21 protein-coding genes and 2 tRNA genes are annotated in these 19,971 nt (G+C 50.2%); 9 read left to right on the forward strand and 14 right to left on the reverse strand.

What is annotated here, in order from left to right:
- Window positions 1-8: 8 nt before the first annotated feature.
- Window positions 9-245: a hypothetical protein gene (locus ACNQKP_RS12150; protein ID WP_417865073.1), complete on the reverse strand. Its 237-nt coding sequence runs from the start codon at window positions 243-245 to the stop codon at window positions 9-11.
- Between ACNQKP_RS12150 and ACNQKP_RS12155 the strand changes: the two genes are divergently transcribed.
- Window positions 157-1,809, forward strand: a complete 1,653-nt coding sequence (locus ACNQKP_RS12155; RefSeq protein WP_417864956.1) for a HAMP domain-containing methyl-accepting chemotaxis protein — start codon at window positions 157-159, stop codon at window positions 1,807-1,809. The two genes, ACNQKP_RS12150 and ACNQKP_RS12155, sit on opposite strands and share 89 nt — an antisense overlap.
- Here the strand turns inward: ACNQKP_RS12155 and murJ are convergent.
- The gene (murJ, locus tag ACNQKP_RS12160; RefSeq protein ID WP_417865072.1) at window positions 1,781-3,289 is read right to left on the reverse strand and encodes a murein biosynthesis integral membrane protein MurJ; all 1,509 of its coding nucleotides are present in this window, start codon (window positions 3,287-3,289) and stop codon (window positions 1,781-1,783) included. The genes ACNQKP_RS12155 and murJ overlap by 29 nt on opposite strands.
- A gap of 115 nt (window positions 3,290-3,404) precedes the next feature.
- Here murJ and rpsT point away from each other — a divergent pair, with 115 nt between their 5' ends.
- A complete protein-coding gene (gene rpsT / locus ACNQKP_RS12165) occupies window positions 3,405-3,668 on the forward strand; it encodes a 30S ribosomal protein S20 (protein ID WP_011163955.1) in 264 nt (87 codons plus the stop codon).
- Window positions 3,669-3,691: 23 nt separating this feature from the next.
- Here the strand turns inward: rpsT and ACNQKP_RS12170 are convergent, their stop codons facing one another.
- The 3 genes from ACNQKP_RS12170 to ACNQKP_RS12180 all read right to left on the reverse strand — a co-directional run bounded on the left by ACNQKP_RS12170 (window position 3,692) and on the right by ACNQKP_RS12180 (window position 5,736).
- The gene (locus ACNQKP_RS12170) at window positions 3,692-4,060 is read right to left on the reverse strand and encodes a PilZ domain-containing protein (protein WP_417864957.1); all 369 of its coding nucleotides are present in this window, start codon (window positions 4,058-4,060) and stop codon (window positions 3,692-3,694) included.
- A 68-nt stretch (window positions 4,061-4,128) separates the two neighbouring features.
- Window positions 4,129-5,139 carry a DNA polymerase III subunit delta gene (gene holA, locus ACNQKP_RS12175; protein WP_011163952.1) on the reverse strand — a complete coding sequence of 337 codons (1,011 nt, stop codon included), beginning with the start codon at window positions 5,137-5,139 and terminating at the stop codon, window positions 4,129-4,131.
- Window positions 5,140-5,154: 15 nt separating this feature from the next.
- Window positions 5,155-5,736 (reverse strand): LptE family protein, encoded by a 582-nt coding sequence (locus ACNQKP_RS12180; protein ID WP_015090613.1) that lies wholly within the window; start codon window positions 5,734-5,736, stop codon window positions 5,155-5,157.
- 75 nt (window positions 5,737-5,811) lie between these two features.
- Between ACNQKP_RS12180 and ACNQKP_RS12185 the strand changes: the two genes are divergently transcribed.
- The 6 genes from ACNQKP_RS12185 to ACNQKP_RS12210 all read left to right on the forward strand — a co-directional run bounded on the left by ACNQKP_RS12185 (window position 5,812) and on the right by ACNQKP_RS12210 (window position 10,379).
- A complete protein-coding gene (locus tag ACNQKP_RS12185) occupies window positions 5,812-6,975 on the forward strand; it encodes a pyridoxal-phosphate-dependent aminotransferase family protein (RefSeq protein WP_417864958.1) in 1,164 nt (387 codons plus the stop codon).
- Complete coding sequence (locus ACNQKP_RS12190; protein WP_015090611.1) at window positions 6,972-7,958, forward strand: D-2-hydroxyacid dehydrogenase; 987 nt, start codon at window positions 6,972-6,974, stop codon at window positions 7,956-7,958. The genes ACNQKP_RS12185 and ACNQKP_RS12190 overlap by 4 nt, the downstream gene beginning before the upstream one ends.
- A gap of 61 nt (window positions 7,959-8,019) precedes the next feature.
- Window positions 8,020-9,318: an adenylosuccinate synthase gene (locus ACNQKP_RS12195; protein WP_011163948.1), complete on the forward strand. Its 1,299-nt coding sequence runs from the start codon at window positions 8,020-8,022 to the stop codon at window positions 9,316-9,318.
- Between the two features lie 154 nt (window positions 9,319-9,472).
- Window positions 9,473-9,548: transfer RNA gene (locus ACNQKP_RS12200), tRNA-Lys, on the forward strand.
- A gap of 27 nt (window positions 9,549-9,575) precedes the next feature.
- Window positions 9,576-9,651 (forward strand) — tRNA-Glu (locus ACNQKP_RS12205).
- Between the two features lie 374 nt (window positions 9,652-10,025).
- Window positions 10,026-10,379: an ASCH domain-containing protein gene (locus ACNQKP_RS12210; protein ID WP_038448819.1), complete on the forward strand. Its 354-nt coding sequence runs from the start codon at window positions 10,026-10,028 to the stop codon at window positions 10,377-10,379.
- Here ACNQKP_RS12210 and ACNQKP_RS12215 read toward each other — a convergent pair.
- The 3 genes from ACNQKP_RS12215 to ACNQKP_RS12225 are packed head-to-tail and all read right to left on the reverse strand — an operon-like array spanning window position 10,317 to window position 13,665.
- On the reverse strand, window positions 10,317-11,792 hold the full coding sequence (locus ACNQKP_RS12215) for an FAD-binding protein (RefSeq protein ID WP_417864959.1): 1,476 nt from the start codon (window positions 11,790-11,792) through the stop codon (window positions 10,317-10,319). The genes ACNQKP_RS12210 and ACNQKP_RS12215 overlap by 63 nt on opposite strands.
- The gene (locus ACNQKP_RS12220; RefSeq protein ID WP_417864960.1) at window positions 11,789-12,622 is read right to left on the reverse strand and encodes a TauD/TfdA dioxygenase family protein; all 834 of its coding nucleotides are present in this window, start codon (window positions 12,620-12,622) and stop codon (window positions 11,789-11,791) included. The genes ACNQKP_RS12215 and ACNQKP_RS12220 overlap by 4 nt, the downstream gene beginning before the upstream one ends.
- Entirely contained in the window at window positions 12,619-13,665 is a 1,047-nt protein-coding gene (locus ACNQKP_RS12225) for an L-tyrosine/L-tryptophan isonitrile synthase family protein (protein WP_417864961.1), read from the reverse strand. The genes ACNQKP_RS12220 and ACNQKP_RS12225 overlap by 4 nt, the downstream gene beginning before the upstream one ends.
- Before the next feature lie 88 nt (window positions 13,666-13,753).
- On the opposite strand from ACNQKP_RS12225, the gene ACNQKP_RS12230 reads away from it, so the two are divergent.
- Complete coding sequence (locus tag ACNQKP_RS12230) at window positions 13,754-14,584, forward strand: LysR family transcriptional regulator (protein WP_417864962.1); 831 nt, start codon at window positions 13,754-13,756, stop codon at window positions 14,582-14,584.
- 17 nt (window positions 14,585-14,601) lie between these two features.
- On the opposite strand, the gene ACNQKP_RS12235 is transcribed toward ACNQKP_RS12230, so the two are convergent.
- The 6 genes from ACNQKP_RS12235 to ACNQKP_RS12260 are packed head-to-tail and all read right to left on the reverse strand — an operon-like array spanning window position 14,602 to window position 19,749.
- Window positions 14,602-15,234: a MarC family protein gene (locus ACNQKP_RS12235; RefSeq protein WP_417864963.1), complete on the reverse strand. Its 633-nt coding sequence runs from the start codon at window positions 15,232-15,234 to the stop codon at window positions 14,602-14,604.
- A gap of 7 nt (window positions 15,235-15,241) precedes the next feature.
- Window positions 15,242-15,709, reverse strand: a complete 468-nt coding sequence (locus ACNQKP_RS12240; RefSeq protein WP_417864964.1) for a YidH family protein — start codon at window positions 15,707-15,709, stop codon at window positions 15,242-15,244.
- On the reverse strand, window positions 15,699-16,052 hold the full coding sequence (locus tag ACNQKP_RS12245; protein WP_038448808.1) for a DUF1622 domain-containing protein: 354 nt from the start codon (window positions 16,050-16,052) through the stop codon (window positions 15,699-15,701). The genes ACNQKP_RS12240 and ACNQKP_RS12245 overlap by 11 nt, the downstream gene beginning before the upstream one ends.
- 11 nt (window positions 16,053-16,063) lie before the next feature.
- Entirely contained in the window at window positions 16,064-16,981 is a 918-nt protein-coding gene (locus ACNQKP_RS12250) for a formylglycine-generating enzyme family protein (protein ID WP_417864965.1), read from the reverse strand.
- 40 nt (window positions 16,982-17,021) lie between these two features.
- The gene (locus ACNQKP_RS12255; RefSeq protein ID WP_417864966.1) at window positions 17,022-18,722 is read right to left on the reverse strand and encodes an arylsulfatase; all 1,701 of its coding nucleotides are present in this window, start codon (window positions 18,720-18,722) and stop codon (window positions 17,022-17,024) included.
- 34 nt (window positions 18,723-18,756) lie between these two features.
- On the reverse strand, window positions 18,757-19,749 hold the full coding sequence (locus ACNQKP_RS12260; RefSeq protein ID WP_417864967.1) for an HAD family hydrolase: 993 nt from the start codon (window positions 19,747-19,749) through the stop codon (window positions 18,757-18,759).
- Window positions 19,750-19,971: the final 222 nt, after the last annotated feature.

Consider the following 19,971-nt stretch of genomic DNA (forward strand, 5'->3'; position numbering starts at 1 on the left):
AAGATTTGTTAACAAAACCCCACGACCATCGTGGGGTTTTGTTGCTTTTTCTCCCCCATTATTCGCATTTTTAATTCTGGACTACTAAGCAGTCGTTCAAATTCCGAATAAATATCTGTTAAGAAACCATAAAAGACTTTTACGGAGACTCTACTTATGTCGGAATTTAAATTATCAAGCTGGTTCAAAGGAATTAAAGGGAAATTGCTCGTTGCCGCATTTATGCCGATGGTGGGATTTGCCATTCTTGGCTCCATCGCTCTCAACGGGATATCAAGCGTGGTCCATCTTTTGGACGTCGCTAACGAACAGGTTATTCCAACATTTGATCTGATTGGTGAAATGCGCCAAGCGCGGAATAAGTTTCAATATGGCGCCTGGGCAGCCATGGAACACACTGACGAGCCTGAAAAGCTGACTTCCTATCTTAAGACTGCCTCCGAAGGTATGAACGAGTTCCGCAAGGCTCAGGAAACCTACGATCCAATTCCTAGAACACCGGAAGAGGACAAGGCTTACCAAATGGCGAAGCCTCTTTTTCCGGAATATTACGCCTCGATGGAAAAAATCATCAGTCTGATCGGTTCTTCAGATCCGGCAAAATCCAAAGAAGCTGAGCTTCTGCTGGATGGCCGCTACAACGAGATAGGCAAATCTGTTCAGGACTGGAATAGCGCCGTCACCGATATCTATGCCAAGATGGCCAAAGACGGTGTGGCCGAAGCCGCCTCCACTGAAGCTTATGTAAAAAATCTGATTTATCTGGTTTCTGCAGCGACGGGTGTCACAGTGTTTGCCGTCCTTCTGTGGATCGCAGCAAAGATCGCATCCTCTGTAGGTTCCGTTGCAGACCGTCTGACAACAGCCGGTGGCCAAGTGGCTTCTGCGGTTGAGCAGTTGAACGAAGCTGGTAACTCTTTGTCTCAGTCTTCTACGGAAGCTGCAGCCTCCCTGGAAGAAACGGTGGCGGCACTGGAAGAAATGACTTCCATGGTGCAGATGAACTCTGACAACGCGAAACAGGCAGCAGCTTTGTCTGCAAGTTCCCGTGACTCTGCTGAACAGGGTGAAAAAGAGATTCAGAATCTGATCACATCCATGACATCCATTTCTCAATCTTCCAAAAAGATCGAAGAAATCATTCATGTGATTGACGATATCGCCTTCCAGACAAACTTGCTGGCATTGAATGCCGCAGTGGAAGCTGCCCGTGCCGGTGAACAAGGCAAAGGCTTTGCGGTGGTGGCGGAAGCTGTCAGAACTTTGGCGCAAAGAAGTGCCGCTTCTGCCAAAGACATCTCCTCCCTGATCAAAGACTCTGTGTCTCAGATCGAAGAAGGCAGTGCAATTGCCGACAAGTCCGGTGCTGTCTTGACGAACATCGTGACCTCAATCAAAAAAGTTTCTGACCTGAACAATGAAATCGCAGCAGCAAGCTCTGAGCAGACCACCGGTATTCAACAAATCGGTAAAGCCATGAACCAGTTGGATCAGGCCGCTCAAAGCAACGCGGCTTCCGCGGAAGAAATTGCAGCGACCAGTGGCGAGATCAACAATCTGGCAACCACTTCCCTGAACCTGACTGTGGAACTGAACGAAGTGATCCTGGGCAGCAGCGAGGTATCCAAAGCCTCTGCTGCGGCAGAAGCTCCGGTGAAAGCTAAAGCGAAAACATCCTTTATGCCGAAACCGAAAAAATCAAATGTGATTCCGATGAAGGCTGCGGCTCCGAAAAAGTCCGCTTCTCAGGATGTGATTCCATTTGATGACGACGAAAGAGCTAAGGTGGGGACGACCGACGGATTCTAGAAATCTGCTCGCAACCCAAAACATAAGCCAGACCGAAATAGGCGACAACCGCCAACAGGATTGTGACAAAGAGGGCCAGCATCTGCAGCCCTCTTCCTGTTTGAGCCATCAGCAGTTCATACGTCTGCAAAGAAATCACCATCCCCGCCCCGGCTAATGCAAACTTCACCGCCGGACGAAGCAGCACGGACATTCTGATTCCCGGGGAATACTTTTTCAAAAGCCCCATCAGCAATACGGCATTTAAGAACGCCGCTGCCACGCCGGAAATCATCAGGCCTTCAAGCCCCCACTGTCGCATCAACACCGGAGCCAGAGACACATGCACCGCCAAAGAAACCAACGCCAGCACCATGGGAACTTTCGTGTTTTTTACGGAATAATACAGCGGCATCAAGACACGACTGCAGGACACCAGCAACAAACTGACAGCATAAATGCGCAAGATCGCTGCCGTCATTTGCACATCCTGCACGGTGAACTTGCCCCGCAGGAAAAGAACCTCAATGATCGGTTCAGCCAGAATATAAAGTCCCAGCGCTGCGGGCCACGCCAGAAACAGATTCATCAGAAAACTTTCTTCGGCCGTTTCCTGGAACTTTTCTTTCAGTCCCCGGCTGGCAAAGTCACTCAACGTTGGCAGCAGCGCGGCCCCGATGCTGACTGAAATCAACGACAATGGAAGCTCCAGCAAACGGTCGGCCCAGTAAATATAAGAAATCGAACCTTCGGGAAGGGAGCTGGCAAAGTACAAATTCACCAAAGTCGAAAACTGCAAAAGCCCCATGCCGATCAGCCCCGGCAACATCCCCCGCACCACGGCTTTGACTTCCGGAGTCCACAACGTCTTCTGCAGTCGCGGCAGATAGTTTCGCTGCTTTAAAGCCACTGCCAGCAGCAATGCCTGCAGCAGCCCCCCGATCAACACTCCCCACGCCAGGCCGTCTCCGTGCACCGCAAACCACTGTGGCGGCATAAAGGTGAAAACCAGCATAGAGACATTTAAAAGCGCCGGCGCCACCGCGGGCAGACCGAAACTGCCCAGGGCATTCAGAATCCCCATATAGAAGGCATAGGTGCAGACAAAGAACACAAACCCAAACATGATCCGCCCCATGCGCAGGGTCAGTTCCCACTTGGCGGCATCCAAGGCATAATCCGAAGAAAGAATCAGCCGGAAAAGAGGCTCGACATAAACGATCCCCAGCAGGGTCAAAACCCCCAGAATCACCAAAAGCAGCGAATAAAAGGCATTGGCTAAATTCCGGGCGCGAGCCCCGGTGGAATCTTCCGATTGTGTTTGCATGAAAACGGGAATAAAACTCACAGCCAGGGAGCCTTCCCCGAATAAGCGGCGGAACAGATTAGGGATACGGAAAGCGGCAGTCCAAGCGTCAGTCACCGCCCGGTCGAACAAAGCCCCCAGGGCAATATCCCGGAAAAGCCCAAGGATGCGGCTAGTTAATGTCCCGGAGGCCATTAAAAAGGCGCTTTTGAGGACCTTTTTGCGATCTTCTTTTAATCCACTTGCTTCGTGAGACACCCTATGTTAATCCCTTTGGTTCGTCTATAAAAGTTACTGTGGAGGTTATCCCTTGGCAAATCATAAGTCTGCAGCAAAAAGAGCTCGTCAGTCTATCCGTAAAACTGCTGTTAACAACGCTCGCAAAAGCACTGTTAAAACAGCTGAGAAAAAACTTGTTAAAGCTATCGAAGCTAAAGATCTGAAAGCTCTTCCTGAATTGTTGAAGAACTTCTCTTCTCAAGTAATGAAAGCTGCAAAAACTGGCGTTATCAAGAAAGAAACTGCATCCCGCAAGATCAGCCGTCTTTCTACTCGCGCTTCTGCAACGAAGTAGTCTGAAAAGATAAAAATCGGTTTTTAATTGAGTTCTGAGTCGGTTCGCGCTGATACAAAGGCGCGAATTTGTCGTTTTGTAGAGAACGCAATCTGATTGAAGCTCAATCCGTGGGTGACTTTATGGTCACCCTCTTTTTTTTGCGTTGAACGAACCACGCCGCGAAGGAATACAAAGTCCCCGGCTGGCACTTGGAAACTGACCACCACCTCGTGGCCCTCGGTCAGAACGTAATCGGTGATAATGGACATACCACCCTCGCCGATCTCTCCAGATTCACAGACAAAGTAAGTCCCATCGCACAGGATGCCGATCTTGCGTTTCATCGCACGACGCGGATACTGGCGGCGGAAATAACCTTTATCTTCAAATGCAGGATTGGCTTTGTTCATCACAAAGCTTATCGGTCAATTTTGTTATCAACTTGAAATTGTCTGCACTCCAGCTTCGCTGGAGTAGTTCACATGGCGTATTGAGTGCCGCAGGTCTTTAAAACAAGATTCTCCAGCCAGATGTGACTGGACAATGGTGAGGATTTCAAAGCCTTGTCTGTCTCAGACAGAACCACCAGGGTTTGTTCCAGCTTTTTAGCAGTCCAAAGTCGGGCTTGATCCAGATAACTTTCCAGGAAATAAGGCGGCACCTGGGCAAAATGCGCGAGCTTCGCGCCGTGCAGGCCCTCTTCCATTCCCCGCTTCAAAGTCAGCAGGATACGCACGTGGCGGGCCACCAAAGACACGATCCCGATCTCGTTCTGCCCCTGATCCAGCAAGTGAACCAAAAGCTCCAAGGCCTTTACACGGTCGTTTTCGCCGATGGCTTTGGTGAAATCAAAAACGTTTTCTTCCTTCGAGCGGGACACGGCCTGAGCCACGTCTGCCACTTCAATACGGCGCTCGCCTACAAATTCACCCAGTTTTTTAAGTTCCCCTTCGATTTCGGTCAGGTGATGACCCACCAGCTTATGCAAAAGCAAGATGGCATCGTTACTGATCGTCAAACCCAGGGACTGGGCGATGTAGTTGATCCAGGAAGGGATCTGATTTTCGTAAGGTTTTTTGAATTCAACACAGTCGGCTTTGTCGAGCAAAAGACGGATCTGTTTTTTGCGCTTGTCCACGCGGGACGCCAGAATCACAAACACGGTGCTGTCCACCGGGGATTCAAGCAAAGGCTCCAGCTCGGCCCATTCCTTGTCGGTCAATTCCTGGGCTTCTTTCAGGATCACCAAACGGCGCTGAGCCATCATCGGCAAAGTTTCAACGGCATCACGCACCGACACCACATCCGCATCGGAAGCATAGAACAGGCTGTAGTTGAAATCCACCGCGCCCTCGGTCAGGACCGCGTACTTAAAGCGCTCGACGGATTGATTCAGCAGGTAAGGCTCTTCCCCGAAAAGGAAATACATCGGCGCAGTCTGACCTTTTTCAAGATCGCGATAGAATTTCTGCGCATCGATGAGTGCCACGAGTTGAATATCCTTTTAGAAATTTTCGGTAATACGATCATGAGCTTCGGACATAATGTCATAAGCCATGAGGTCAATGTTCTGCCTTCGCGCAGAAAGATTGTAAAGCGGATTTATGGAGTTAACACCGGCCAGCGTTACCTGAGGTGCTGCGTATGTTCTCTCTCCACTGAAGGACCCACTCCAAAGTTCAGTCCCATCCGCCTGACGCACGACTTTCACCGTCACATTCAGCAAGATACGATACTCTGACGCAACGACAGTTCCATTAGGCAAATAAGGCGCGGAAGAGTCCCCGGCCACACGTTTGGCGCCCGGCAGATACTGAACAGAATCAATCTGCCCGATCACTGCCACTTCCGACAAAGAATTGTCCACAATTCGGGCAACTCGGGAGCGCTGGAACTCCTGAATCAGTGTGTTTGTGAACGCCACTTCGATCCCGGTTTCCTGTGTTTTATTTTTGAAAATGGGCACAGAAATCTGCTTATAGCCGCCAGGAATACTGCGCGTCCCGCTGCCCAGGCGATAGGCACATCCCGAGAGGAACAGCGACAGAATCAGAGTGATGCGAAAAGCTTTAAATATTGCGTCCACGACCCCAGTTGAGTATAAAATTAGCAGGAAGTCATCACAGAAATAGTGACTGCGCGACGCAATCAAGGAAGAAATATGGCAACTCAAGACGATTACAGTTTGCTGGCTCCGGGCCCCGTCAATATCCATCCTGAGGTGCGCAAAGCGCTGGCACTGCCGATGATTCACCATCGCACTCCGGAATTCGATAAAATCCTTAAGAAAGTTCTGACTCAGATCAAAACTGTTTTTCAAACCGAACAAGATGTCTATCTTTTGACCTCCACCGGCTCTGGCGGGATGGAAGCTTTACTGGTCAACACCTTGTCACCTGGCGACAAAGTCATTGCCATTGTTTCAGGCAAATTCGGCGAGCGCTGGGCCGATATGGCTGCGCATTTTGGCGCCACAGTTCTGACCATCAACGTCCCTTGGGGCGAAGCCGTCAAAGTTTCTGAAGTTGAAGAACTGCTGCAGAAAAATCCTGACACCCGCGCGGTTCTTTGCCAGGCGTGTGAAACCAGCACAGCCGTGGCCCACCCCATTGAAGCTTTGGGTAAAGTCATTCAAAAATATCCCGACACTTTGTTCCTGGTGGATGCGATCACCGCACTGGGTGCGTACCCACTGCCGATGGATGCCTGGGGCATTGACGGCATCGTCGCGGGATCGCAAAAAGCCTTTATGCTGCCGACAGGTTTGTCGCTGCTTTCATTCTCAAAAAAGGCCTGGAGATTCATCCCCGACGCCAAATGCCCAAGATACTATTTTGACATCCGCAAAGAGAAAAAAGCCAACGCTGCTGGCGAGACATTCTATTCTTCCAACGTCGCTTTGATTCGTGCTTTGGATGTGGTGCTGACGCTGATTTCGCAGCAGGGTTTGGAAAAACTTTTCCACGACATTCACCGCCGCGCAGAATTCACCCGCATCTTTGGTCTGAAACTGGGTTTCACTTTGTATGCGCAATCCCCGAGCAACTCGGTAACTGCTTTGCTGGTACCGCCACAGATGGACGGACAAAAAATCCGCCTGCATCTGGAAGAAGTTCACAACATCACCATCATGGGTGGACAGGATCAAGCCAAAGGGCGAATCATCCGCGTGGGTCACATGGGTTACATCCAGGATCATGAACTGATCCGCCTAGTGGAATGCCTGGGGCACACCATGCGCCACTTTGATTCGGATTTTATGTCGCTAGAGCATATTTCCAATATCACTACCGAAGCGAAACACTGGCTGGAGCAAAATCCGTGAAGAAAAAAATCCTGATCACCGACCGCTTTGCCCAAGACAGCTTCCTGTATTTGCAGCAGCACAGCCAATTTGAAGTTGTTCGCAGCGACAACCCCCAGCACCTGCCGCTGGAACATCTGGTCAGCGCCAACGCCCTGATAATTCGCAGCCGCACCAAAATTGACGAAGAACTTTTGAAAAAAGCCCGTCAACTGCAGCTGATTGTGACTTGCACCAGCGGGTTTGATCACATCGACCTAGAAGCCACGCAAAAATGGGGTGTGACTGTCATGCATACCCCGACGGCGAACATTGAATCCGCCGCTCAGTTAACCTGGGGCTTGGTTTTGTCGTGCGTGAACAACATTCAAGCGGCGCACAAGATGGTGAAAGCCGGCGAATGGAACCGCGATCAAATCACCGGCATTGAACTGGCTGGCAGAAACTATGGCATCGTGGGCTTGGGACGCATTGGATCCCGCGTGGCGGAACTGGCGCAAGCCTTCGGCATGAATGTGGTCGCCTATGATCCCTATCAAGAAGACGAAGTCTTTGAACGCCTGCACATTCCCCGCCTCAGTTATGAAGAGGTTCTGAAGACCGCTGACGTGATCAGCTTCCACGTGCCAAAGACCCTGGAAACCGAACACATGCTGAACCGCTCACAGTTTGAATACATTCACAGAGGCATCGTCCTGATCAATACGTCGCGTGGTTCGGTCATCAACGAAAACGATCTGTGCGAAGCCCTGGAAAAAGGCTGGCTGCGTTCGGTGGGTTTGGACGTGTACGAAAAAGAGCCCTTGAACAGAAACTCTAATTTGCTGAAATACCCGAACCTGGTTTTGACTCCGCACATTGGAGCCAATACAGAGGACGCGTTCTTTAAAGCCTCCCAGATTGCAGCTAATAAGCTTATGGCCTTTTTTGTGGACGGATCGACCTCTGACACCCTCCCGCCAAGGGCCCCTTGGTATGGGGCGGCTCCATTTAAGGGCGAATAAACTTGCCTGATATCCCCTCTTTGAGAGACAGTTCTAGGGTCTGTTTTAAGAGGTACGTATTATGTCAGGCGTTGTTGTTGTCGGTGCTCAATGGGGCGATGAAGGTAAAGGTAAACTGATCGATGTGTTCGCTGAAAAAGCGGACATGGTTGTGAGATATCAGGGCGGAGCCAATGCTGGCCACACCCTGGTAGTGAACGGGCAAAAGACCGTTCTGCATCTTGTTCCCAGCGGCATCCTGCGCCCGGAAACAACATGTGTGATCGCCTCCGGCGTCGTGATCGATGTTTTCTCAATCCGCGATGAAATCAAAAAGCTGAAAGACACAGGCTTTTTACAAAACCCAAAACAACTTTTGATCTCGGATACGGCCACTTTGATTTTGCCATATCATAAAGCTCTGGACGCTGCTCGTGAAGCCGCACTGAGCGACGGCAAGATCGGCACCACTGGCAAAGGCATCGGCCCGGCTTATGAAGACCGCGCTTCCCGCCGCGCAATTTTGTTCGGTGATCTTTTCGACAAAGACAATCTGAAAAAGAAACTGGAACTGGCACTGACTGAAAAGAACTTCATGCTGGAGAACTACTACAAGGGCTCCACGTTCAAAGCCGATGATCTGATCAAGGATCTTCTGGCCGTGGCTGAAGAGCTGGCTCCGTACCGCACAAAAGACACCTCGCTGTTTATCAGTAAAAGTCTGAAATCCGGAAAAAGAGTTCTGTTCGAAGGCGCGCAAGGCACGATGCTGGACATCCTGCACGGCACATATCCATTTGTGACGAGCTCTTCCACTCTGGCTTCGAACGCCTGCGCCAGTGCCGGTATCGGCCCTGCCAGCGTTCAAAAAGTCATCGGCGTGTTCAAAGCCTACACCACTCGCGTGGGCAGCGGTCCATTCCCGACTGAACTGAACGATGAAATCGGCAAAAAGATTCAAGCCGACGGTCACGAGTTCGGCTCCACCACCGGCAGAAGCCGTCGTTGTGGCTGGTTGGATCTGGTAGCGTTGAAATATGCGATCCGCGTGAATGGTATTACAAATCTGGCGATGATGAAATTGGACGTGCTGACTGGGCATGATCGTATCGGCGTGTGCACAGCGTACAAACTGAACGGCGAAATCATCACTGATCTGCCGACTTCACCGTATGAGCTGGAAAAAGTGGAACCCGTGATCGAATGGATCCCTGGTTGGACACAAGATTTGACGAAAGTAAAAACTCTCTCGGATCTTCCACGCCCAACAACGAACTACATTGACTACTTGGGCTCGCAATTGGGCACTCCAATTGACGTAATTTCCGTCGGACCGGGCCGAGAACAGACACTGTGGGTCAAGCCTTTGTTCAACAATTAAGCAGAGTTAGCAGTTTTTAGGGGGCCTTTGCTCAGAGCTTGAGCAAAGGCCTTTTTTTTATCAAAAAATCGCAAAAATTTTTAAAAAACTGCAAGAAAGTGTATTGACTTTGGACCCCTCTTACTACAAATTAGCACTTCCTCAAACGGACAGTGGTTCGCTAGCTCAGCTGGTAGAGCACTTCACTTTTAATGAAGGGGTCGATGGTTCGAATCCATCGCGAGCCACCATTTTTAGTTCGTTTGTTTTCTCTAAACGTTCCCATCGTCTAGGGGCCTAGGACACCTCCCTTTCACGGAGGATACAGGGGTTCAAATCCCCTTGGGAACGCCAATTTTTGTACTAAAAATAAAAAACCCGAATCGAAAGATTCGGGTTTTTTATTTTTACCCACAGCTTGGTTTTCCCAAGGGGCTTTGAACTTAGAGCGCCGGCGCAAAAAGAAAATCTCAAAGCACCAGCGAAGCTAGGTGCGCCGGCACAGGGGTTGTTTCGGGCTCCTGCCCTCAACCCCTTCGGGGCTTGCGCGCCAAAATAGCATCCTGCTATTTTGGTCACCGGCGTAGCAGGATGCTACCCCGAAGGTGCCGTAGGCAGGGCGAAGCCCCGAGGAGCCGGACGCGACGAGCCTCATCCCCGCGAAACCGAGAACCCAAGCGAGTTTCAAGCGAAGCGCGAAACAAGCCAGACAAAACCGGAGCAAAACAATGACCCACAAAACCCTCTCCATAGTCCACCCCAACGGCACCCGCATCGCCAACGGCGAAAAAACCATCGAAGTCCGCCGCTGGCTTCCACCCGCCGACCTCACCGGTGATCTCCTCATCGTAGAAAACAAAAACTTCCTCTTCAAAGAAGGCGAAACCGACATCGGCATTCCGGTAGCAATAGTTAAAATAAAATCCGTCCGACCCTTTGAAGAAAAAGACATCCCCGCCGCCTGCGCAAGCAAATGGGAACCCGGCTACTATTCCTGGGAACTGACCGAAGTCAGAAAACTAAACTCCACCCAACAAGTCCTCGCAGCAAGAGGCATCTACGAACTGGAAATCGACCTCTAAACCAAAAGCCAATTCCACAAGCTCTTCAACCCGCTCAAGTGAGACCACGGATTCAATATAAGCATCCGGTCTCACCAACACCGCCTGCCCCGCATAGACAGAATCAGAAGCACGAACCACAACAAGCTGAACGTACTCCGGCAACTGAAGATCCAACTCTACATCCCCAAACACAAACAACGTATACTTCGTATAATCCAGCAAAGAATAAAGCCGAACCTTCCCCGTACCGAAGCTCACTTCAGAATCAAACAACCGAGTGCCGACAAGCCCCTCGCCCGCATAGCGAATCCCCATACCCGTGATATTCCCCGCACGCTTCTGCACGATCCGAACGTAATCCTCGGCATGCGTCCCATTCACAGAATATTTGGTTGAACGAACAAGTTCTCCCGAAGACTCAATGACACTTAAAGCTACGGGCTTCCGTTCCGATTCATAGCTCTGCAAAAGGGCGCGAGCCCCCCCGTGATTCAAAGTCATATTCAGCTTCCAGATAAGATTGAACGCATCCGCCAGGCCCGTGTTCAGCCCCTGCCCCCCGTTCACCGAATGGATGTGGCACGCATCGCCGGCCAGAAACACGCGATCCTGCACGTAAAACTTTTCGGCCACAGACTCTTTCACCGAAAACTGGGAAAACCACACGATCTTTTTAAATCCCAAAACATGGGGCTTGATAGCGCGATTGATTTTCGCCACAGCTTCTTCCAAGGTGAAATCACTGACATCCATACGGACGTAAAAGCGCTCAATATTTCCTTCCCGAGGAATCCAGGCCACGTCCGAAGTTTCAGCCTGAAAAACGATGATTTCAGGCACTTTCGGAAAGTCCGTTTCAACAACCCCATCAATAACGGCCCAGATGATCTGCGGCCTGACGATTTCAAAAGGCACCTTCATCTTTTCGCGAACAAAGGAACGTGAACCATCAGCACCAATAACATAGCGGGATTGAATAGTTTCACCGCCCGCCAAAGTAGTCAGACACCCGTCTTTGACAATTTCAACATTCGATATCGCCGTGGACCGGCGGACCGCCACCCCTTGTTCGGCCAGACGCCCATCCAAGAGCTGTTCCACATAAGACTGCCCCAGCATCAGAAAGTGCTTGTGCAGACAGCCTTCAAGCTCGTCCCACCACGAAGACTGGCGCGAAAGAAACTTTCCGTCCGCCCACACCGAACTGGTGTTGCAGGGCTTTCCCAACGGATAAAGCGCATCAAAGAGCTTACCCACTTCCAGCAGCTGCAAAGTTCTGGCGTTCAGGGCATCGGCACGACCGACCTGCAATGGCCCGTCGGATTTATCGACAATCACGGTACTCATCCCGCAAAGATCTGCAAGATAAGCACACATCAGCCCCACCGGACCCGCCCCGACAATAACCAGATCAACCACTTGAGGGGTCATTTGTAAGACTCCAGACCAGGGTTATTAAATGGCGGACTGCTTTGCACCTGCACACGCTGCAGATGACGTGGAGACTTCGACGTAAAACCCTCCCGTCCGTGCAGAAGAGAGAAATTATCCGTAATCACCACATCCCCGTCCTGCCATTCATGCGCATAGAAGTTTGCGGGCGAATAAAGGGCGTCTTGCAACCCCTGATGGAATTCCTTCACTTTTTCGCCCGGGACACCCGCGAACTCCAGATCCGGAGGATTCACGAAGTCTTTGCCTTCGCAGGGAGGTTCATTGTACCGAATCACAGAGAAATCCCTTCGTGGGTGCTTCGTGATAATCGGTGACACTGTTTTACTGTTGTAGAACTCCATCTTTCTTTGATAGATGCCCGTCACTTTGCCCCAAAGTTCCTTCAACTCGGGCGCCGCATTCTTTAGGGCCAACACGGTGTTTGAAAAAGTGGTTCGCCCACCATGGCCCGGCAGTGGCGCTTTCACGCAATGAAAGATCTGATACTCAGGAACCTGAGGGCGATACATTCCATCCCAATGCATCGGAACGTAACGGTGATCAAAGATATGATCCTGAGGATTGTCCTGTTCGATCAGCTCCAGCACTTTTCCGAAAGGCCAGATACTGATTTCGCCCCACAGCTCACAATACTTGGCAAAATCTTCAGAGTCCCTGAAGGTAGAGAAACCTCTGAGCACCACGATTTGTTCCTGCAAGAAGAACTGGTGCAAGGATTTTAAATCCAGCTCTTTCACATTCATACCCTGAACCACAGGCTCAACAATCACACCAAAGGGCTTCAAATGAGTCGCTTTAAAATTCACAGGACACCTCCCATTTTATAGTGGCTGGGGCGGCCGTCAGATGAATAAACCAACTCAGCCCCCAATGCTTCGGCTTCGGAACGTTTAAGCAGAACGTGGCCGTTCTTGGTTTCAACAGCCACCCCATGCCATGGCGTCATCCAGCTTTCGTCGCCGACCAGGCGGATTCCCAGTTTCGCAGCCCCGCAGGTCTGCGGATGAATGGACAGCCGGACGGCTTCGGGAAAGCGCTCGGCAATCAGTTCGCTCCAGGCGTTGCTTCGGCGAATGACTTCATAGGATTTCAAACGGGATTCTTTTTGAATCGCAGAACGGCTTTTGGTCTGCCCTGGGTGCAAAGAGTCCTCGAACAGAAAGCGCGTGATCCCACAATACATGCGATGGGCATCTTGTTCGTCAGCAGTTGCCTGGTCCCCGGCACCATTGCGAATCTTATGCTTTAAGAAGTCCAGAGAACTTCCATAGCGCTTCATCAGCTCATCACGCATTTGGTTGAAGCTGAGCTCTCCATAAAAATCATCCAGATTGAAGGTCTCGATATCTGAAAGGGAGAGTTTATCTTTAAGCACCGACAGCTCAGACTGGTAAGCCGTCACATTGCTTTCTTTCATGCCCACGAGGTCACTGAAAACCCTTCCGTCAGAACACAGGATGATTTTGATCCCCGGAGGATAGTATTTTTTAATCCTCTGACCAAGACGGCCCAGGAATTCCAGCGCCAGCTGTTCTGCATAGTCTGGGAAAGCCCCCAGAACCTTTTCCGGATTCGGCGATTTACCGGGAAAAGCCGGAAGCACAAAAGTGACAGGTTCATTGCGGCGAATTGCAGAAATGAATTTTGGTAAATGAATGGAAGCACAGGACTGGCATTCTGCATTGCCGCACTGGTCACTGGCACTTGGAATACGGCGATAGTTCATGACCTCAGCCAGCATTCTTCGGGCCGTTTCAGTAGCCGGATCGACATCCGGGGACCTTTTTAGATCAAAACTCTGTTGGGAATGACTCTGTATTGAAATTAGTTCAAGGGCTGCAGGCTTCATAAACTCCGTTTCCTCCTAAGGCGGAAACTAGCGAGTTTCTAGAAATAAATAAAATGACCTGTTTAGTTCATTGTGATAAAAACTATTTATGTCTTTAATGATGGATGACATAAAATACTTTGTGACCGTGTGCGAGACCCTGAATGTCACCAGGGCTTCGGAAATCATTGGCATATCCCAGCCGGCGCTGAGCTATTCCATTAAAAGACTGGAAAATGAACTGGGCGGAAATCTGCTGATCCGACTTAAAAACGGCATTCAACTGACCAAGCTGGGGGAAGAGTTCAAACAACGCTCTCGCCGCCTGCTTTATGAATGGGAACAAGCCCAGAATCTGGCAAATCCCGAGTCCGGCCTTGTTCAGGGAAGTTATACCATCGCGGTTCACCCCTCGGTCGCCCTCTATACTCTGGGGGCATTCATGCCGATTCTTCAATCAGACTTTGCGGGCCTTGATTTCAATTTTATCCATGGTCTTTCCCGAGAAATGACTGAAAAGGTCATCAGCTGGGAGGCTGATTTTGGTATTGTCGTAAATCCCATCAAACACCCGGACCTTGTTATTCACAAACTGTGCACGGATGAGGTCACCATCTTCCACACGAAAAACGCACAGGATAAATTGATTTATGATCAGAACCTGGCCCAGTCCCAGTACATTCTAAAAAAAATCAGCAAAAGAACCAGCTTCAGCGGTGTGCTAAGTTCAGGAAACCTTGAAGTGGTGGCGAAACTGACCTCCTTGGGTTTTGGATATGGTCTTTTGCCGACAAGAGTCGCCGCGCAATACAAGCAGCTTGAAAAACTAAAAGAGGCCCCTGTCTTCAAGGACGAAATCTGTCTGGTTTACCGCCCCGAAAAGCACAACAACACCGTCAGCAAAAAAATCATTCAGACTATCAAATCCAGCTCGTTCTGAATCTTGACCCAGTTGATTTAGCTGAAGATATCTTTATGCAACTCCATCAGACTTAGGTGAATGATCGCCAAAGCCAGCCCGGCCTGCATCACCCCCAGCACCACGCCAAACACCTGCATGGCGACGACTCCGACTTTTCCCAGAAAGATCCTTTTATAAATCATCGCCAGCATATTCAGAATCATCACTCCAATCAGGACCCCAAAAATAAGAAGGGTTCGCGCATTGTCCTGGCTTACTGCCAGCAGAACTATCAGCGTGGCCAGGCCATGCGCACTGACCACCATTTTCATCGCCACACCCAAGGCACTGATAGGCTCCCTGTCTGCGGGTTCATCTGACTTTTCCTCGGTCTTCTGGCTCCCCTTTAACAAAATAGAAAACGCCACGACGGCAAAGATCAAGCCCGCCGTCAGCTCCAGCACCGCGCGCGGAATCTGCCAGTTTTCCATCAGAACGCGCCCAAAAAGACCCAACACTATCAAAATAGGAATCACCACCAACGTGGATTTCACCGCCAAAGAATTCACCTGCGACTGGGACATATCTTTCGTCGCCTTGGCAAAGGGCTGAATCATTTGAAAGGGCCCCAGCATGATAAAGAAAACAGTAAACAGCTGGCTCGGCCCCAATGCGTATGTACCTTCCATAGTCACCTCACCCCATGATCATCCATAAAACTGAGACGATCCCAATAAAAATCAATGACAGCGTAAAAATCCGCACGGATCGATGCGCAGGCAAATAGTGATGCGATTCAATCTGCTTCGCGGTTTGCGAATACCGATATAAAGACCATATCAGCATGGCACAGCCCAGAATCACCATCCCCAGCCCGGTGTTTTTGGCATCATGCAAAAATGGACGGCCCCCGTAACGGGAAATCTCTTTATTTTCCAACAAGAACCAGCTGAAGCGGTTCATCGTGATGCCCAAACTGACCAGTGAAATCCCGGTTCGCATGTACGCCAAATGCGTGCGCTCGTTCGCCAGATGACTGCGCACTGCCGACAAATCACTGCGACTTTCGGAAAGCTCGGTTCTGTGTTCTGACAGGTCCGTTCTATGCTCAGACAAATTGGTTCTTTCCTGCGCCATCTCGTTTGACGTGCGTTCAGGTTCCATTGTTCAGCTCCTTTCGGGAAGCGACTTCCAGATCTCTTTCCAGGAAATAACTTAAGAAAGTTCGGATCAACGCAATTGCGGCCAGCATGCCGATGGCGTCCCAGGACGGAGAAACAATCGTGGATACGATGTCTGCGGCCAGCATGAATTCAAGCCCCAGGACAATCCACCTTGCAAAGCCCAGCCAGATGTCTTTTCTGACGCCCAACCCCCGTTGTCCAAAAATGGAAAACTTCGCCAGTCTGACAAGCCCTTCAATGGCGCCGATGGCGATCAAGAGAGCTGCAAAGAACTCAAGACAAATCGAAATGACTTCAGTCCACTGCCGGACGGCTTCTTCCATGAAAGTCCCCTTTAACTTCGTTCACCTCGAACAACACAGCGAACACCCAGGTGTGATGTCGATGTGTCCACGGGTTGTGCCATGCGCGCCGAAGGACGATAACGTTTGCAGTAATTAGGAGCGCACAAGTGAGATCCCCCCTTCATCACCTTGCGGGGAATCTTTAAAGCCTGACGAGGATCAAAGCTGTCTGTTTCAGCCCCGCCTCGCGGATTTTTTGGAATACAACAGGCTTTCGGTTTTTCATCAGGATGCCGAGGACTGTACCAATCCACCGTCCATTCCCAGACATTGCCGATCATATCAAACAGTCCATAGTCGTTCGGAGGAAAGCTTGTAACCGGCGACGTACCTTCAAAACCATCCGCGCTGAGATTCTGCCAGGGAAACTGCCCTTGCCAGATGTTGGCGTGATGACGGCCATCGGGCTCAAGCTCTTCACCCCAGGCGAACTCTCGCCCCTCGTGTCCGCCACGTGCGGCAAATTCCCATTCGGCTTCGGTCGGAAGTTTTTTGCCGATCCATTTAGCATAGGCCTGAACATCTTCCCATGACACATGCACCACCGGATGATCCATACGGCCTTCAATGGTACTGCCGGGACCTTGCGGGGAACGCCAGTTGGCGCCGGGAATGAATTGCCACCACAAATAGGGATTGCGCAGATCCACAGGCGCTGCGGGCTTTACGAAAACCACTGACGCCGGATCTTTCATGGACTCAGGCGCGCCGGGATACAAGCTTAAATCAGGCACCCTTTCACAAAGAGTCTGATAACCCGTGGCCTCGACAAAGACTGAAAAATCGCGATTGGTCACTGGGTGAAGATCCATCCAGAAACCATCGACTTTCACTTTATGAGCCGGCGCTTCCTCTGCATAGTGATGGTTGGAGCCCATCGTAAAGGTCCCACCAGGAATCCAAACCATATTAGGAAAAGGGGCCGATGGCCCCTTTTCCTGTTCAGGTCTAATGAGTACTTCTGCGTTGTTCACTTTCATCCTGTCTGCCTTTCACTGGCGGCATGCCCTTCCCGTCTTCACGATGGGATTCCGGGGACTCTTTGATATTTTTCCCGGCGGAGTCCTGGTGAGCATAGCCTGCGGCATTGCTCATTTTCTCCATGACCTGATCAATGGTGAAACTGGCTGCCTTTTGACGCGGAGGAAACTCCGAGAAACTTTCCAGAAACTTACCCACCAAAGCCTGAGCGGCGAGAAGAATATAGGCTTTACTAAGATACCAGTCCCAATAGGTGTTCGAAGTCACATCGGCCCGTTCGTACGGATCCATACGCAGGTTGAAGAGCTTCGGTACACGCAGGGCTGTAAATGGCTCAGCCCAAACACCCAGAGTCCCGGCCTTTCGCTGTTCCATGAACACCATTTTCCAATTCATATATCGAAGTGCTACCAAGTCACCGTCATCACTGAAATATATAAAGCCTTTGCGTGGACTCTCTTTCACTTCACCTGTCAGATAAGGAACCAGGTTGTATCCGTCGACATGAACACGGTACTTGTTTTCTCCGGCTTGGTGTCCGCGCAACAGTTTGTTGACGATATCAGGTTCTCCGGCCGCAGCCAGGAAGGTTGGCAACCAGTCATGATGCTGGACAATCTCATTTGAAACCGTTCCTTCTTTCACCCGCCCCGGCCAACGCAGCAGCAGTGGAATACGGAAAGCCCCTTCCCAGTTGGTATTCTTCTCGCTGCGGAACGGAGTCATCGCCCCATCCGGCCAGGTGTTCATGTGAGGACCATTGTCAGTGGTGTATAAAACAATTGTATCGTCCGCAATATCCAGATCATCCAAAAGATCCAGCATCTGCCCGACATTTTTGTCATGATCTATCATCGTGTCGTGATACTCGGACTGCCCCGGCCCGGCCTGCCCACGACTTTCAGGTTTAACATGAGTGCGGAAGTGCATGTGAGTCGTGTTGAGCCACACAAACCAGGGTTTTCCCTCAGAGTTTTGACGATTAATAAATTCTTTGGCGGCATCCACGAACTCATCATCACAAGTTTCCATTCGCTTTTTTGTCAAAGGCCCCGTGTCTTCGATGATTTGTTTTCCAACGCGCCCCCAGCGTTCATGCACCGTCGGATCATCCTTGTCCGTGGCCTTGCAGCGTAGAATGCCCCGAGGCAAAAAACGGTCTCGGAATGCATCCGATTTAGGATAGTCCACGTCCTCAGGCTCTTCCTCTGCGTTCAAGTGATAAAGATTTCCATAGAATTCATCAAAGCCGTGCACAGTTGGCAGATATTCATTGCGATCACCAAAATGATTTTTGCCAAACTGACCGGTAGCATAACCATGTGGTTTCAATAGAGCTGCTATCGTCGGATCCTCCTTTTTGATCCCCACGTCGGCACCTGGCATTCCCACCTTGGAAAGCCCCGTGCGGAACACACTTTGTCCCGTCATAAAGGCCGCTCGCCCCGCCGTGCAACTTTGTTCGCCATAGGAATCGGTGAACATCATACCTTCATTGGCGATACGATCAATATTGGGGGTATGATACCCCATCATCCCACGACTGTAGCAGCTGAGATTCGAGATACCGATGTCATCACCCATAATGACGAGAATGTTGGGCTTCTTGCCCGCCCCGTCACCACTCTCTTTTCTTTGAGTCTTTTGAGATTCTCCGGATTTAACCATAATGGAACTCCTTTTCCATGTGTTAATGATTCAGCTAAAAATCCTTCGCAATTGATTTCTGTGACGGAAAGACCTGCTTCCAGTCACTCTTAATACTTAAAACTTTGAATCCAAATTTCTTGGCTGCCGCCAAAGAGGCATTATCCTTTTCGCTGTAGGCCGCCTCGCGAACCTCGTCATCATGATTGATCATGATCTGAAAATTAGGCAAAGCAGACTCTCGGGAAAATCGAAGATGGGCGATATCGCCACCACTGCGCTCATTACCAACAGAGAAAATCGGACGCTTGCCAATATGTCTAAGAATACCAATGGGTTTATTTTCTTTGTCGTTGAGCAACCCCAGAGCCGAAGTTCTGACTGCCACCAAGCGGCCGTTCTTTTCTTCAAGCTTATCCACGAAATAAGAGCCAATGATGTTTTGAGAAGGAACCCCATAGATTGTCGTTGCCACTTCCCGCATAAATGAGATTTCACCGCCTGAACTGATAAACAACGTGAAATCATTGGCGCGAAGATAGGCCAAAAGCTCCAGCATCGGCTGATACACCGCCTGGGTGTATGGCACCTGCAATTTGGGATGAAGTGCGGTTTTAAAGAACTCGCGCACTTCACTGGAGAACTCTTCTTCGCTCATTCCGGTGTGAGTCAGCGCCACGATTTCCAAAATCTGCTTTTGTGTCAGCTGTGTGACCGGCGTTCCTTTGAGCAGACTTAGGTAGGGCTCTTGTTTCTTAAGATTGGGATTCTTTTTCAAAGCTTCCTGAAGCCGGTTTTTTGTGAACTCCACCTCAATCGTCGGAACTTCGGACCACAAGGTGCCGTCATTATCAAAGGTGGCAATCCGGTCTTCAGGTGGCACAAATCGCGAGCCCGCTTTCATTGTAACCTCTGAAACAAATTCGATGATCGATTTCTTTAGATTTCCATCCTGCCAGGACGGCAGCGGATCTGTGCCTGCGGCATGACTGGAAGATGAAAACACCAGTGCAAAAGCCAAAAGTGCAAATCGAATGAGCCGGCTCATTTTTCCTCCATTTGCTTTTTGCTGCTTCAGGCGAAGCAAATCACCATCCCCCTAAAATGCGCGAAATGTTTCATATTCCTTTTAGGACTAAACCTCAGAAAAGACTGGACTATTTCTGGTAAAAATCACTTAACAATTCCGCCAAATCTGCCGAAAAGAACCATAAGATGTTTCACGCCAGCACGTACCTAAAATACATCTCAACTGCTTTCCTTGCGCTCT

Source organism: Bdellovibrio bacteriovorus (assembly GCF_048286975.1).
Taxonomy (GTDB): Bacteria; Bdellovibrionota; Bdellovibrionia; order Bdellovibrionales; family Bdellovibrionaceae; genus Bdellovibrio; species Bdellovibrio bacteriovorus_H.

Bases quoted from the DNA above. Each gene is read 5' to 3' on its own strand.
- ACNQKP_RS12155 (WP_417864956.1), top strand. From the start codon at position 157: ATGTCGGAATTTAAATTATCAAGCTGGTTCAAAGGAATTAAAGGGAAA.
- ACNQKP_RS12150 (WP_417865073.1), bottom strand. From the start codon at position 245: ATGGCAAATCCCACCATCGGCATAAATGCGGCAACGAGCAATTTCCCT.
- murJ (WP_417865072.1), bottom strand. From the start codon at position 3,289: ATGGCCTCCGGGACATTAACTAGCCGCATCCTTGGGCTTTTCCGGGAT.
- ACNQKP_RS12170 (WP_417864957.1), bottom strand. From the start codon at position 4,060: ATGAACAAAGCCAATCCTGCATTTGAAGATAAAGGTTATTTCCGCCGC.
- ACNQKP_RS12185 (WP_417864958.1), top strand. From the start codon at position 5,812: ATGGCAACTCAAGACGATTACAGTTTGCTGGCTCCGGGCCCCGTCAAT.
- ACNQKP_RS12195 (WP_011163948.1), top strand. From the start codon at position 8,020: ATGTCAGGCGTTGTTGTTGTCGGTGCTCAATGGGGCGATGAAGGTAAA.
- ACNQKP_RS12210 (WP_038448819.1), top strand. From the start codon at position 10,026: ATGACCCACAAAACCCTCTCCATAGTCCACCCCAACGGCACCCGCATC.
- ACNQKP_RS12215 (WP_417864959.1), bottom strand. From the start codon at position 11,792: ATGACCCCTCAAGTGGTTGATCTGGTTATTGTCGGGGCGGGTCCGGTG.
- ACNQKP_RS12225 (WP_417864961.1), bottom strand. From the start codon at position 13,665: ATGAAGCCTGCAGCCCTTGAACTAATTTCAATACAGAGTCATTCCCAA.
- ACNQKP_RS12230 (WP_417864962.1), top strand. From the start codon at position 13,754: ATGTCTTTAATGATGGATGACATAAAATACTTTGTGACCGTGTGCGAG.
- ACNQKP_RS12235 (WP_417864963.1), bottom strand. From the start codon at position 15,234: ATGGAAGGTACATACGCATTGGGGCCGAGCCAGCTGTTTACTGTTTTC.
- ACNQKP_RS12240 (WP_417864964.1), bottom strand. From the start codon at position 15,709: ATGGAACCTGAACGCACGTCAAACGAGATGGCGCAGGAAAGAACCAAT.
- ACNQKP_RS12245 (WP_038448808.1), bottom strand. From the start codon at position 16,052: ATGGAAGAAGCCGTCCGGCAGTGGACTGAAGTCATTTCGATTTGTCTT.
- ACNQKP_RS12250 (WP_417864965.1), bottom strand. From the start codon at position 16,981: ATGGTTTGGATTCCTGGTGGGACCTTTACGATGGGCTCCAACCATCAC.
- ACNQKP_RS12255 (WP_417864966.1), bottom strand. From the start codon at position 18,722: ATGGTTAAATCCGGAGAATCTCAAAAGACTCAAAGAAAAGAGAGTGGT.
- ACNQKP_RS12260 (WP_417864967.1), bottom strand. From the start codon at position 19,749: ATGAGCCGGCTCATTCGATTTGCACTTTTGGCTTTTGCACTGGTGTTT.